At 50.9% G+C, this 13,874-nt stretch carries 12 protein-coding genes; 5 read left to right on the forward strand and 7 right to left on the reverse strand.

From position 1 onward, the window contains the following. Positions 1 to 62: 62 nt before the first annotated feature. Positions 63 to 2,117 (reverse strand): BatA domain-containing protein, encoded by a 2,055-nt coding sequence (locus DFER_RS28780; RefSeq protein WP_015815196.1) that lies wholly within the window; start codon positions 2,115 to 2,117, stop codon positions 63 to 65. A 237-nt stretch (positions 2,118 to 2,354) separates the two neighbouring features. Here DFER_RS28780 and DFER_RS28785 point away from each other — a divergent pair, with 237 nt between their 5' ends. Next, positions 2,355 to 2,906, forward strand: coding sequence for a YcxB family protein (locus DFER_RS28785; protein ID WP_015815197.1), 552 nt, complete (start codon positions 2,355 to 2,357; stop codon positions 2,904 to 2,906). Positions 2,907 to 2,977: 71 nt separating this feature from the next. Here DFER_RS28785 and DFER_RS28790 read toward each other — a convergent pair whose 3' ends face one another. Both DFER_RS28790 and DFER_RS28795 read right to left on the reverse strand, forming a co-directional pair. Then, positions 2,978 to 3,601: a DUF1684 domain-containing protein gene (locus DFER_RS28790; protein WP_015815198.1), complete on the reverse strand. Its 624-nt coding sequence runs from the start codon at positions 3,599 to 3,601 to the stop codon at positions 2,978 to 2,980. An 81-nt stretch (positions 3,602 to 3,682) separates the two neighbouring features. Further along, complete coding sequence (locus DFER_RS28795; protein ID WP_015815199.1) at positions 3,683 to 4,216, reverse strand: hypothetical protein; 534 nt, start codon at positions 4,214 to 4,216, stop codon at positions 3,683 to 3,685. Positions 4,217 to 4,483: 267 nt separating this feature from the next. Here DFER_RS28795 and DFER_RS28800 point away from each other — a divergent pair, with 267 nt between their 5' ends. Further along, a complete protein-coding gene (locus tag DFER_RS28800) occupies positions 4,484 to 4,906 on the forward strand; it encodes an OsmC family protein (RefSeq protein ID WP_015815200.1) in 423 nt (140 codons plus the stop codon). Between the two features lie 56 nt (positions 4,907 to 4,962). On the opposite strand, the gene hemW is transcribed toward DFER_RS28800, so the two are convergent. Next, on the reverse strand, positions 4,963 to 6,087 hold the full coding sequence (gene hemW, locus DFER_RS28805; RefSeq protein ID WP_015815201.1) for a radical SAM family heme chaperone HemW: 1,125 nt from the start codon (positions 6,085 to 6,087) through the stop codon (positions 4,963 to 4,965). Next, the gene (locus DFER_RS28810; protein WP_015815202.1) at positions 6,087 to 8,159 is read right to left on the reverse strand and encodes a TonB-dependent receptor; all 2,073 of its coding nucleotides are present in this window, start codon (positions 8,157 to 8,159) and stop codon (positions 6,087 to 6,089) included. Before DFER_RS28810 ends, hemW begins: the two co-directional genes overlap by 1 nt. A 233-nt stretch (positions 8,160 to 8,392) precedes the next feature. Between DFER_RS28810 and DFER_RS28815 the strand changes: the two genes are divergently transcribed. Beyond that, a complete protein-coding gene (locus DFER_RS28815) occupies positions 8,393 to 8,851 on the forward strand; it encodes a hypothetical protein (RefSeq protein ID WP_015815203.1) in 459 nt (152 codons plus the stop codon). A 58-nt stretch (positions 8,852 to 8,909) separates the two neighbouring features. On the opposite strand, the gene ctlX is transcribed toward DFER_RS28815, so the two are convergent. Then, entirely contained in the window at positions 8,910 to 9,866 is a 957-nt protein-coding gene (ctlX, locus tag DFER_RS28820; RefSeq protein ID WP_015815204.1) for a citrulline utilization hydrolase CtlX, read from the reverse strand. Between the two features lie 116 nt (positions 9,867 to 9,982). Further along, positions 9,983 to 11,449, reverse strand: coding sequence for an arginine deiminase family protein (locus tag DFER_RS28825; protein ID WP_015815205.1), 1,467 nt, complete (start codon positions 11,447 to 11,449; stop codon positions 9,983 to 9,985). Positions 11,450 to 11,705: 256 nt separating this feature from the next. Between DFER_RS28825 and sufC the strand changes: the two genes are divergently transcribed. Continuing rightward, complete coding sequence (sufC, locus tag DFER_RS28830; protein WP_015815206.1) at positions 11,706 to 12,464, forward strand: Fe-S cluster assembly ATPase SufC; 759 nt, start codon at positions 11,706 to 11,708, stop codon at positions 12,462 to 12,464. Between the two features lie 58 nt (positions 12,465 to 12,522). Next, positions 12,523 to 13,842, forward strand: coding sequence for a Fe-S cluster assembly protein SufD (gene sufD / locus DFER_RS28835; protein ID WP_015815207.1), 1,320 nt, complete (start codon positions 12,523 to 12,525; stop codon positions 13,840 to 13,842). Positions 13,843 to 13,874: the final 32 nt, after the last annotated feature.

The raw sequence follows: 13,874 nt of genomic DNA on the forward strand, positions 1-13,874 counted from the left end.
TTTCCCAAATTTACGTCCACTCCACTGGCTTCCCAAACCGCTTAATCGTCACACGATAATTACTACTTCCAAAATCGAATCAAAACTATTTCGACTAATAGGAAGAACAACGCAGCGTACAAAAAGTATTTCCAAAGATTGATACCCATGTTTTGTTGCTGAAAGGCGGTAGAAAAGGCGTCGTCATCAATGCGATCGAAAACCTGTACATTCTTCTTGCCCGAAAATGCGGCCCGCAGCTCGTCGGGCGAGTAATACTGGAGCTTCGATTCGGCGTGGTTGTGGTTGAGGGCAACGATTTGCTCCGTTTTATTATCGAGCACGAGCTCGAAATACCCCGCGGTAAGGCCGTCACCAGCCTGGTCGCCCTGTGGAATTTCAAGCAGGAGCTGGTTTCCGGCAACGCGCTGCACGGGAATAATCTCCGTTTTGTTGCGGCGCAGTTTGTATACCGAGTTCGGCTTCGGCTTATCGACGGTCAGGCTGATGGGATTTTCGTCGAAAGTATATGATGTGCGCTGCTGCCGCACGCTCGACGCGGCGATTTTATACATCACCGGCACAAATATGGCGTGTTGCGCCACATTGCCATTCTCCTGGTTCAGCGGCGCGGCGAATACGTAGGTTTTGCCGGAGCCGGCCAGCACCTGGTTCAGGTACGTTTGTCCGTTCCGCAGCATCAGCAGCGGTTGGCCGGCCTTCGCCCAGTTCCACACCGGCGATGCGGCCGGCAGGTTCAGATTCATTTCCTGCCGCATGGATTCCTCGAAAACATCACTGAAAAACGGGTTGTTCCGATCGGGTACGGCCAGCGGAAGCGGTGCTTGCGCCTTCTCGGCGGTGAGGCCGGTAATGCCTAGTGCACCCAGAAAGCGGCTGTAATTGTCGGCCGACGGTGCGGCAGGGGGGATCACCGCCAGGCTGCCGCCTTGCCGCACAAAATCCTGCAAGTCCTGCGGAAGTGTGCCCGACAGCTGCGTAACGCCTTCCAGCACCACCAGGTCGGAGTTTTTGATCAAACCCGGGTCCACATTCTGCGCACTGAAACTCCGGAGTGTAAACAGGCTGTCGTTGGCATACACATTTTCGATGTAGTTGCCCTCGGGCTTCTGCCCGTACACATGCAGCACGCGGATGAGCGGCGAGGCATTGAGTACGAAATAATAATCATTGTCGAAGGTGACCGGAAAGTCATCGAACGTGATCTGGCCCTTTTTATAGCCTTTTCCTTTCAGATTGAAGTTGAATTTCGCGGTAGCGCTGCCATTGGCAGGTACATTCACCGACGCCGTCGACGCCTGCGTGTTGTCCAGGCTTAGCCGTAGCACCACATTCCGCGCCTCACGGTTGCCCGAGTTACTGACTTTTACAAACAATATATTGTTTTGAAGCTCGCGGATAAACGGTGTATTCAGCCAGGCTGAATCGACAAAGACATTCTTCTCGGCTTCGGCCTGCACGGGCACGAGGAAAATCTGGTTCGTGGAGTCGGTTTGAACGGCTGATAAATCGCCCGCCGTACTTTTCTGGAAATCGGAAAACCAGAAGAGCTGGTTTTTACCACTTTGCGAATGGCGCGCCATCAGGTTTTCCTGGCGCTTGTACACTTGTTCGAGCGTGCGGGGTGTGCCCGAAAGCCCGATGGTCGTAAGGCGATCACGGAGCTTTTCAGCGGGGTAGAGGCCCTGTTCCTGGGCCGAAAAGTCGTTGGTAACGAGTTGGAGTGAGGTCGCATTTTTGAACAAACCCAGCAAATCGCCCAAACGGCCGGTTGCGATGTCGAGATAGCGTTTGTTGTTCAGCTCGCTTTCCATACTTAGCGAATTGTCAAGGTAAAGGCTGGTAATGCCTCGCCGGTCGACGGCCACATTGCTTTCGGCGGGAATAAATGGCTGTGCGAACGCGAATGCGAGACACGCAATCGCCAGAATGCGGGCGGCCATCACGAGCCAGTGTTTGATCTGCCGGATGGATTTCGTTTGCGTCTCAACCGCTTTCAGAAAAGCCACATTGGTGAAATATACCTTTTTCGTCCGCCTGAAATTGAAAATGTGCACGGCAATCGGAACGGAGATCGCCAGTAAACCCCACAGGAAGGACGGAAAAAGAAAACTCATGTAGCTCGGATAGTTCTTGTATCAGTGATCGGTGGCCGAATATGGCTTCAAAATGATGCTTTTCAAATCATCAACGCAGTTAGTAAAGACAAATTACACCAATTTCTCATAACTGTTTTTTATTTACAGACCTTTCTCATATCTCAGATGCTTTTTTCTAACTTTGCACTTCATTTTGCCCGGCCTGCGTTTCAAAGGCCGTCGCAAGAGGAGAAGATTGTTAATTTAAAAAGAATTATGGCCAAAGTTTCGGTAAACAAACACCAGCCCGTCTATCAAATGCCTACGAACCCGGCCGCGGTTCGTACCAAGAAGTACGCCTTACCTACCCAAAAATACATTTCACTGGCCATGCGTTACTTTTTCAAAACGCAGCTCAAATGGGGACTTGTCCCATTGGCCCTCATCCTGATCAACGCGGTGATCAACCTCACCGGCGTGTATCCCAATTTGTGGATTTACATCACCGTTTTTGTAGGGGTAGTTCTTTACATTCTTTTCTGGCTCATCCAGTTCACCGGCATCACGCAGCTCGCGCAATACAAGCCGATGTTCGAAAAGTTTTCTTATGAAATCGACAACCGCCAGATCTTGATGAAGCTCAACCAAAAGGAAGGCAGCGTGATGAAATGGGAGCAGATTTTGGGAGGTTACAAAGACAAAGACGCTTACGTACTCGTGATTTCCAAAGGCCAGTTCCTGCATTTGCCGTTCTCGATCTTTACTTCCGAGCACGACATTAAGGTGTTCGAACGGATTTTGAAGCAGAAAGAAATATTGAAAGGCTGATTAAAAAAGCATTTACAACGAAAAAGCGCCCGACTTTCCAGCCGGGCGCTTTTTCGTTGCAAGTCTTTGTGTTATTTGATGCTGGCCTCGGTGTGCTCCCGGGCGAAGTTTTTTTCGCCGGCGCTGATCGCGATCGCCAGGTGGTTGTTGATCGGTGGGATGGGGCAGTTGTAACCCGCGCTGTATGCGCAATACGGATTATAGGCCTTGTTAAAGTCGAGAATGCAGGTGCCGTCTTTCAAATCGGTCGTTTTCAGGTCGAGGTAGCGGCCGCCACCGTACGTCTCCGAACCGTTTGTTCTGTCTTTGAAAGGCACAAAGAGATAATCCTTGTACTTGGCAAGCTGTTGCAGGCTGAGGCTCCGGTAAACGGTCAGCTTCTGCTTCCGGCCATTCACTTTGAATTTCAGTACGCCATATTTAACGTAAGTTTTGTTCATGCCGCTGTAAGTCGGCATTTCGAACGATTTGCCTTTGGCCTTCTCGAAACGGGCTTCTACGCGGTACGACGAATCCGGCTCGTAAAATTGCAAGTAGGGCAGGTCCGCCGCTTTGAGCGGGGAATTGTCGGAATGCAGGAACTCCTCCTTGTAGTGTTTCCTGAATTTATTAGTCTCTTCGGTGAAAGTTTGTGCCTGAGATCCTGACGCCGCGACCAATACTACGAACAGTGTGCTTAAAATAATCTTCATCATAGGGATAAAAAGAAATCCGGTAATTTTTACCGGATTTTATAAAAATTATTCCAGAAACCCAAGAGGCCGGGAACTTTTCAATTACTTAGCAGAAATTTTCTTCACTTTCGACTCGTCGATGTTGAATGCCTTCACCACCGATTCGTAGCTGTTGTAATCCACCTCGCCGTTGGTTCGCGACAGGAAGTCGGCAGGCACCACTATCACGCGGAACTCGAAACCGCGGGTCCAGTCGGTAGCAAGCTGAGCTCTTGGGACGTTTGAGTCGAGGAAAATCTCCATATCCTTGTCGGTACGGTCGAAATTGTAGGTAACGATGAGGCCATTGTTCCCAAATGCCGTTTGCGGTAGCGGGCGGTAGGCTTTGAGGCCGCCCTGATCATTCCAGTAGACATACACCAGCACCGCGTCGGAGGGCAGTACTTCAATATCTTCCTGATCGAAATTGAGCGCGTAACCCCAATCATTTCCTGAGGTAAAATCAACATTGATAATGTCGAAGGTCTGCCCCAGTACATCACCTCCCTGTGGCCCCGGATCGCCTTTCGGCCCACGGCAGCTTTGGAATAATGCGACAACGGCAAGTAGCAGAAGGGGCAAGAGTTTTCTGTTCATGACTTGTGAGTAATTTGATTTGAGAAATCTGTTAAAATTTGTGATTAGATAATGATGCAATTATAAAGTTTAAATCCCGATCGGGCATTAACCTTTATTAACTAAAAAATGCCGTTCCATACTTCAAAGGCAAGCATACTCTGGAACTGAGACCGCTAACACATTATTGTATTTTAAATCGTAAAATCGCTTGCGTAGATATCGTATCCGTGCTACTTTTCCCGAAACAACGCGTTCACGAATCAATCAACATTAAAAGAAACAACGATGATTAACCGTAAAGCAACAGCCATTTGGAAAGGTACCGGCAAGGAAGGTACAGGTACGATCAGCACGCAGAGCACAGTTCTCGAAAATACCCAGTATTCTTTCAACACACGTTTTGCCGAGGGTAAGGGAACAAACCCCGAAGAACTGGTTGCCGCTGCACATGCGGGCTGTTTCGCCATGAAACTGAGCTTCGAACTGAATGCGGCCGGTTTCACTGCCGACGAATTGAATGCAACTGCCACTATCTCACTCGACCCCGCACAAGGCAAGATCGTGAAAAGCGCGATCGAGCTGAAAGCACAGGTGCCAGGTATCAGCGCCGAGCAATTCGCGCAGGTGGCCGACAAAGCGAAGAAAGAATGCCCGATTTCGCAGTTGCTTAACACCGAAATTACATTGAACGCCGAGCTGGTTGGCTAATCGCCATTCAACCGATTCACTATTTCGCCATGCTGCCTGTAGTGTGGCGATTTTTTTTAATCTATAAAAAGATCGCTCGAAATGCGGTCGGCGAAGAGTTTGCCGGCTTCCGTGAGCCGCAATGTACCAGAATCTTCCCTTACCCAGCCTTTCCGGATCATTCCGTCCAGTTGCCGCCGGTGTTGCGCTGCGAATGCGCCGTTTGATAATTCGTGCAGTTTTTGCAAATCTACACCCCATATCGTGCGCAGGCCGGTGAGCAGATATTCATTGGTATTATCGGCGCCCGTGAGCGTTTCCACAGTGGCTGGAATGATGCCTTTTTGCAGCGCATCGAGGTATTTGGCATTGTGTGAAACATTAAACTCACGTGTGGTGCCATTGTACGAATGCGCGCTTGGGCCTACGCCCAGGTAAGGGTGTTGCTTCCAGTAAGAGCTGTTATGGCGGCTGTAACGGCCGTTTCTCGCGAAATTAGAGATCTCATATTGCTCATATCCTTCGCCACAGAGAGAACCTACCAGCATTTCAAATTGCTGCGCCGCATATTCTTCCTCAATCGGCTTGATCTTCTTCTTTTTCAGCCAACTACCAAATGCCGTTTGCGGCTCGATCGTGAGACAATATGCCGAAATGTGGGGCACATTCAATGCAAATGCCTGGGCCAGATCGGCGTGGAGAATGTCATGATTTTCAGAAGGAATGGCGTAAATAAGGTCTATCGAGATGTTGTCGATCCCTGCATTCTGCGCAATTTTCACGCATTGTTTGGCTTCCAAAGCGGTATGCGCGCGGTTCATAAAGCGCAAATGCGGCTCGTGAAACGACTGGATGCCGATGCTCAGGCGGTTAATTCCCGCCCTGGCAAACATTGAAAGACTGGCAGCGTTCAGGTCGTCGGGATTCGCTTCCAGTGTGATTTCCGCGCCAGGCGCTACCCTGAAATGCCGGTGTACCGTGTCAAGCAGCAAATGCAGCTCCGCTTCGTCGAGCATAGAGGGCGTGCCGCCGCCGAAGTAAATCGTTTCCATATCCCCGTCCGGCAAATAGGACTTCCGCAGCACGATCTCCCGCGCAATCGCCTCTGCCATTGCCCGTTTTTGGGTGGTATTGGTGCTGAAATGGAAATCGCAGTAATGGCAAGCCTGTTTGCAAAAAGGGATATGGATGTATAAATGCATTATCTTGAATTTTTCTGCCACTCCCAGCCGATCTTCACGCCGGCCCAGAGGTTGTTTTTCGGAGCGCTGTTGAAATAGCGGTTACCGAATGCGTTAAGGTCGTAGCCGAGGCTGTAAATGCCCGCATTGACTTTCTCCGCAGACGCCGACAGCTCGCTGTAAAAATGTTGTCCCCAGCTTTTCTTCCAGCTCACGCGAGCCGCCCATTGGTTGTAGGCAGTGTTTTTAACCGTATTCGCATCGTTGAGATAGAACGAATCGCCGTGCTGGTAGGTAAGAAATGCCGAAACGCCATATTTAAGCAGCACATCGAGCCCGGTGGATTGGGAAAAACGCGGAATGCCGGGAATGAGTTTCCCGCTCAGGTCGGCGTCCGCCTGCTGGAATTCCTCGTAAGTGTATTTCGTGTATGTGCCCGAATTCCAGAGTTTCAGCATCACCGACAACTGCGGGTTCGAGAGGATGTCCCAGCCGATGGTCCATTCCACAGCGCGCTGTTTCGTTTTACCCGCATTCACAAAATATTCGGCACCCGACTCGTCCAGCCGGCGCACGATCGCGTCCCGAAGCCCGAAATGGTACAAGCTGATTTCCCCCGAAATCACTTTTCCAGCTTTACGAATGCCGATCTCGGTATTGTTGCCCTTCTCGGCTTCCAGGTCCTTGCGGAATCCCCCGGCCGACGGGCGCACCTCCTGCAAGGTAGGAGGGGAGAAACCGCCGCTGTACGAGGCCGTAACCGACCAATTGCCCGCAATGATTTTGTTGGCCGCGAAGCGCGGGATGAATATGCCGTCGAACGTCTTCTGATCTTCATTATAAGGCAGCGGGAAGTAGCGTTCGTATTTGTACTTGGAAGTGTTGTAGCTTAAACCGGCGCTCAATGTCAGGTCGGTGAGCAGGACGGCTTCCAGCTGGCTGAACACGGAAAGGTTGCTTGTGCGGATATCCTCCGTGGTTTGCTGCTTGTCGGCCACACCGCCTATGTTGTCATAGTTGCGCTGCGCCGACTTGCCGTACTGCCATTCGAAGCCGCTTGTCCAGTTCGTTTTTACATTGCCCCATTCCGATTTATGCTGCCAGATATTCCTTCCGCCGATGCCGTTCTCGTCACGCTTTTCGAAGTTGGAAATGAATGGGTTGGCAAAGTCCGTGAATGTGAGGTACAATGCGGTAGATTGTGTCCAGCTGTCGGATAATGGCAGCACGTAATTTCCGCCGAGTAATGCCATTCTGGTGTAAATGGCGGCCTTTTGCGCTTCGCTGCCCGGTATGGTCGGGGTGGATTGGCGGGCTAGGCGGGGATTGGACTGGTATTGTGCGAGGTTAATGCCTCCCGGAGTTTGGTAGTACAAATCGGAGTACATTCCCAGCAGCGAGAGCGTGCCTTTTTCTCCGATATTGGAAGTAGAAGTAAACCGGATCGCGTCGCGGACCATGTTGCTGTGGTTTCGGTAGCCATCCTGCTCGCTATGGCCATACTGGATCGACATTCCGCCGACCTGCAAGGTAGAGTTGCGGCTGTGAAAGCCATATTTACCAAAGCTCACACTCTGTTCAGCTCGGTTTTGAAACTCATTGTCCGGCCGGCTTTGCATAAGCACCACTCCGCCCGTGCCCGCTCCGTAAATGCTGCTTCCGGGGCCTTTAATGATCTCCATGCTCTGGATAGCGCCATAATCGACGGAATTCAACGGTGTATTGCCGCTCGCGTCGGTGAATGGAATGCCGTTCCAGTAAAACTTTACATTGCGCACCCCAAACGGCGAGCGGATCAGGCTTCCCCGCACCGAAAACCGGTAACTGCCCGGCGAGCGCTCATCCATGCGCACGCCCGGGATGGTATTTACCGCGTTAGCCCAGGTGTAGTTGGAAAACCGGCTAAGCGAACGCGGGCTCAGCATGCCTACCGTGGCAGTGGTGGAAAGCGGGTCTTTATCCGATTCAAATGCGTGTACGGTGATTTCGCGTAGCTCGCGGGCTTGGAGCGAGTCGCTTTGGGCCATCGCCGGGCCGGTGTCGTTGAGGATGATGAATGCAGCCATAAGGCCGGTAATAGAGATTTTGAGCATAAGGTTTAGGGAGTATATCAATAAAATACAAATCTGATCATAAAAGCCAACAGTTTCAATAGTCGTCCTACCTGCTTAACCGGGCCGCCTGGTGCGAAGTTCAACGACTTCACGCTGCATGAGAAGATTTTTCTACAAAAAACAGGCCGGAAGCGCTTCTGGGAAGTGGTAGGGTTTTTGCTTGATCACTTGCAAATCACACAATTTCTGAAACCAACTTAATACCCAAAAACATGAAAAAGATCACCTGGATTGTTGCTTCCATGCTACTGGTTGGCTCACTTTCATTGACCAGCTGTTCCGACAAAACCAAAGACTCCGCACAGGAAACTGTCGATGAAGCCAAAAACGATATGGACGAAAACGTGGCCGATGCCAAAGCCGATATCAAAGAAGCCGGGCAGGATTTTAAGGCCAAAGTGAAAGAAGATAAGGATGAACTGAAAAAAGATATCGACGACGCGATCGGCAAGCTGGACCGCAAAATCGAGGAGGCCGACGCTAAAATGGAGAAGGCTGCCGACAAGGAAAAAGCCAAATGGCGTGACCGCAAAAAAGAGCTGAATGCCGAGAAAGAAGAGCTGCAAGCGTCTTGGAAGAAGGCTGAAAACGAAACCGCCGAAGAGTGGGACGAGTTTAAAGCCAACACCAAAGAGAAGATCGCCAAAGTGAAAGCGGATCTGAACGACTAATAAATTAATGAGGGTTATGGAATAATTCAAAAATGCTCCGGTTTTCGGAGCATTTTTGTTATCTGGCGGGCAAATGGATCTCGGTCATCATGCAGCGCGCCGAGCCGCCGCCATTGCCTTCGATCACCGAAAGATCGGTGTGCAGCAGGCGGGCGTAGTCGTCGAGGCGGTCTTTCTGGCGCGGTGTGAGCGATTCGTAGGCCTGTGTGGACATGACGAGAAACTTTTCGCTCGTTCCGTTCCGCACCATCAGCATATTCCCCGCGAAATGCCGCATTTGTTCCAGTGATATTTCAACCACATCCTTGTGGGTTTCTTCCAACACCGACCGCACCATAAACCGCTCGTCGGGATCTTTGATCGCTTCCAGGCACACCACCGCAAAAATGTCGCCCACGCACATGAGCACATTGGTATGGTAAATGGGCTTATTATGCTCGTCGGAAGCCGAAAACGCGACGACCTCGTAGCCCATCGCATCGGCGAAAGCATTGAGCACCTCCTTGTGGGTGCGCGGCGAGAGGCATGCGTAGGCGATTTTGTACCGCCGGTCGAAAACCATGCTGCCGGTGCCTTCGAGAAATTTGCCTTGCTGTTCGAAATGGGTGAGGTCGATGATTTCTTCCACTTTGAAATCACCGGCCAGCGAGTCGATAATGTCATGGCGGCGTTCGAGCCGGCGGTTTTCGGCCATCATCGGGTATAGCACCACTTTGCCGCTTTGATGAAACGACACCCAGTTGTTGGAAAAAACAGCGTCGGGGCGGTGCACATCGTCGGTATCGTCGAAAATATGCAGTTCCAACCCGGCTTTTTCCAACTGATCGATCATCAGGTCGAACTCTTCGCGGGCGATTTCCTGGGCCGTGTCTTTGGTCTGTTGCGCGAACGACTCCTGCTGAAACTCGTTGCTTCCGGCGGTTTCCTCATTGAAACCGAACCGCACCGGCCTGATCATCATGATCCGCGACGTGGACTGCGGCTGGATTTGAGCGGATGAAGTAATGACGCGCATAGGAGTATCTGGTATGATGTAAATGGATGGTCGGAAGAAAATGTCATGTATCGTGCTGTATGCAATTTACGATTCTGACGGCTCGATTACAACACAAAATTGCCTCATTGAGCACTTTAACCGCGCAACAACGGCATACTCATGCAATGCGAGCCGCCGCGTGCCCGCGAGAGCTCGGCCGAAGGTAAGGTAATGAACGTGTCGGTCAGATCTTCAGGTGACAGCTCGTTGTGTTCGAATTTTTCGAGAAGCCTTTTGGCTGTGATCACTTTAAATCTTTCTTTTTTGAATGCTTCGAGCGTTTTGTCGTTGCGGTCGTAGCCGATTACCACGCCGTCGCGCAGGGCGAGGAGGTTGCAGGAGTCAGTCCATTGCTCGCGCTCGCCATATGGAAATTCATTTCCGCCGGAATAAATGAAGCGGATGGGGCCGGTTACGCCCAGGTCAATCCTACTGATTTCCGTGAGCAGGTCTTCCAGGTTGTCGATCTCACGCGGCTGCTGTTCCTGGCCTTTCTCAAACTGCAAAATCCGGAACTCCTTATTCGCATCCGCGGGGCCGAAGAAATGCAGCACATCTTTTTTCCGGGCCTCGTCGCCCAGGCGTGCGAGCGTACCCAGGAGAACCCACACATCCCTCTTTACCTGCGTGAAAATGGTGTCGATATGCATGTAATCCCGTTTTTTAGGGATTTTGATAATGGTAATCTTCTGTACCACATTTTTTTCAAACAAAACCTTCATCACCTGCTGCGCCGCGTAAATGGACGTTCGCTCGCTGCAACCGATCAGCAAATGCCCCGGCGCGACCATCATCACGTCGCCGCCTTCGAGCGTGCAGCGGTGGTAATCGCTGGCTTTCTCATCGTCCGGGAGCAGGAAATGCCGCTCGTTTTCAGGTATTTCAATGATATTTTGCCTGATGTGCGAAAACATGGGGTGGTAAAAAAACACGAACTGCGCAAGGATCGATTCGCGCGTACGGGCATTCTTGGCAGGTTTGTTCAGCAGAATGTGGTCGTTGATCACAATGCCGATGTCCCGCGTGAAGATCAGGTTGGGCAGCGGCGCGAAGAGCATTCGCTGGTCGGAGCAGGAGCCCGAAATGAAGATCCGGGCCAGCTCGTGGGCGTCGAATTTCCCCAACTCTTCCTGAACCTGGTACGAACAGCGCTCGATGCCGCAAATGGCGGCGGTGAGCTTAATGCGCGTGCTTTCTTCTTCGAGGATTTCACCCAGTAGTCGCTGGATATCCACCACACAGTCGGAAGCGAAATATTTGTCGGTGCCGGGGATGAAAAACGATCGGGTAGGGTCGTCGTTGATCGCGGCGAGCTTGCCTTTGATCTTATCCGGGTCGAGGAAATAGAGGAGGAGTTTTACATAATAATCATACTCTTTCCTGCGCATGGTGTCCAGGTGCACAATGTCCTCAAAAAGCCAGTCCTGGGCTTTGCTGGGAACAACTTTGCCCAGGCCGCGGTCGGGACTGTGTATCAAAAGCCTTTTCAGGGTGCCTGTTTCGGAGGATACGCCCACCGAAATTCCGGGTATGGAAGGCGCGGGTGCGGGGTTGTTAGCCATAAATGAAGTGTTTGGAACGTATCGGCGCAAAGTAAATGTTTCCGGGCGAATTAAAAACCGGCATTCTTCAACCCGTTTATTCTCTGACCGTTTAAGGGATAAATTCCTTCCCTGCGGGAACATCCTGTCCTATAAAAAGGTTGTACAAAATGAGTGGCCCGCCGTTTAAGACTCTGACGCTCATTTTCATTTACGGCTAATGCGTATTACTTTTGCGGGAAATTACCACGAACTATCTTTTAAGTATAAATCAGTTATGCTCTCTATTAATGACTTGCGTGCCTCCATTGAAGGTAAGGAAATATTAAAAGGCATCAATCTGGAAGTCAAGCCGGGTGAAGTGCATGCGATTATGGGGCCCAATGGTTCCGGTAAAAGTACTTTGGCATCGGTATTGGCAGGAAGAGAAGAGTACGAGGTTACTGGCGGAAATGTAGTTTTTGAAGGAAAAGAGCTTCTTGAACTGGCTCCTGAGGAAAGAGCTGCGGAAGGGATTTTCCTGGCATTCCAATATCCGGTCGAGATCCCGGGCGTGACAACCATCAACTTCCTGAAAACGGCGGTAAACGAAATCCGTAAATATAAAGGTGAAGCTCCGCTGGACGCTGCGCAGTTCCTGAAAATGGTGCGTGAAAAGGCGAAACTGGTGAGTATGAACGATTCGCTGCTGAAACGTGCATTGAACGAAGGCTTCTCGGGCGGTGAGAAAAAACGCAACGAGGTGTTTCAGATGGCAGTGCTCGAACCGAAGCTGGCAATCCTGGATGAAACGGATTCCGGCTTGGATATCGATGCATTGCGCATTGTAGCTGAGGGTGTTAACTCGCTCCGCTCACCGGAACGTTCGACGATCGTCGTGACCCACTACCAGCGCTTGCTGGATTACATCGTGCCGGATTATGTGCACGTTTTGTACAAAGGCCGCATCGTAAAATCGGGTCCGAAGGAACTTGCCCTCGAATTGGAAGAAAAAGGTTACGACTGGATCAAGGCGGAAGTAGAAGCGGTAGGTTAAGCAAAGGGAACATCATCCATTTCAACTTAACCCAACACAGCACCATACCCAAATATCGATGAGTAACGAGACAATAGATTTAAAAACCAGGCTGATCACGGATTTTCATGCCCGTGAAGCGGTTCTGAATGGCGAGGCTTCTTCGGAGTTTCACCAGAAAAAACGCGAAGGCCTGGCCCGTTTTGAGAAATTAGGCTTCCCGTCTATCAAGCACGAGGAATGGAAATATAGCAATGTAAGGGACCTGATCAGTGTTTCTTACGATTTCAATGCAGAGAGCTCGATCGGCTTGGCCGAGCTGGAAGATCTGAAAGTGCCCGCACAGGAGGCTAATATCCTGTATTTTGTAAATGGCCGTTACGACGCAAGTTTGTCGACGATCATTTCGCCGGTTGAGAAAATCACCATCAGCTCGCTTGCCGAGGCATATAAGAATGATCCTGCCAAAGTCGCTTCGTTTTTCAATGAACTGACCAAAGACGCGGAAGATGCATTTACCGCATTGAACACGGCATTCACGCAGGACGGCGTATTCATCCATATTCCCGACAATCAGTCGGTAGAGCATCCGATCATCCTCCGCTTCGTGAGCGATGCGCGCGAGCAGCATGTGGGTAGCCAGCCCAGAAATATCATTTGGGTGGGTAAAAATGCGCACGTGAAAATGGCAGAGGCGTTCCGCACACTGGGCGATCAGCGATCGTTCACCAACGCAGTAACCGAAATTCACGTAGCCGAAGAAGCCAACGTACAATACTATAAAGTACAGAACGAGAGCGAGAATGCTTACCACATCGGCACCACGCAGGTGCGTATGCTGGACCGCTCGCATTTCTACGCAGGCACCGTAACGCTGAACGGCAAATTCACCCGCAACAACCTGAACATCGTGCTCGACGGCGAGCATTGCGATGCGCATATGTACGGTTTGTACTTTCCGGATGGTTCGCAGCACGTTGATAACCACACCGTTGCCGATCACCAGAAGCCAAACTCGGAAAGTAACGAGCTGTATAAAGGTATCCTGCGCGACAAATCGAAGGGCGTTTTCAACGGTAAAATCTTCGTTCGTCCGGACGCACAAAAAACCAATGCATTCCAGTCTTGCAAAAACATCGTTTTGTCTCCCGACGCGACCATGAATACCAAACCGCAGCTGGAAATCTTCGCCGACGACGTGAAATGTTCGCACGGTACAACCACCGGGCAAATCGACGAGGAAGCATTGTTTTACATGCGCTCACGCGGGATTTCGCAACCGGAAGCGATGTCACTGCTGATGTTCGCATTCTGCGCCGATGTGGTTTCACAGATCAAGATCGACTCGATCCGGGAATATCTTGAAAACGTGATCACGCAAAAGCTGGCATCAAAATAGCATTCAGTGGGTCTTAGGGCCCGGATTAATAC

The organism is Dyadobacter fermentans DSM 18053, from assembly GCF_000023125.1.
Lineage (GTDB): Bacteria > Bacteroidota > Bacteroidia > Cytophagales > Spirosomataceae > Dyadobacter > Dyadobacter fermentans.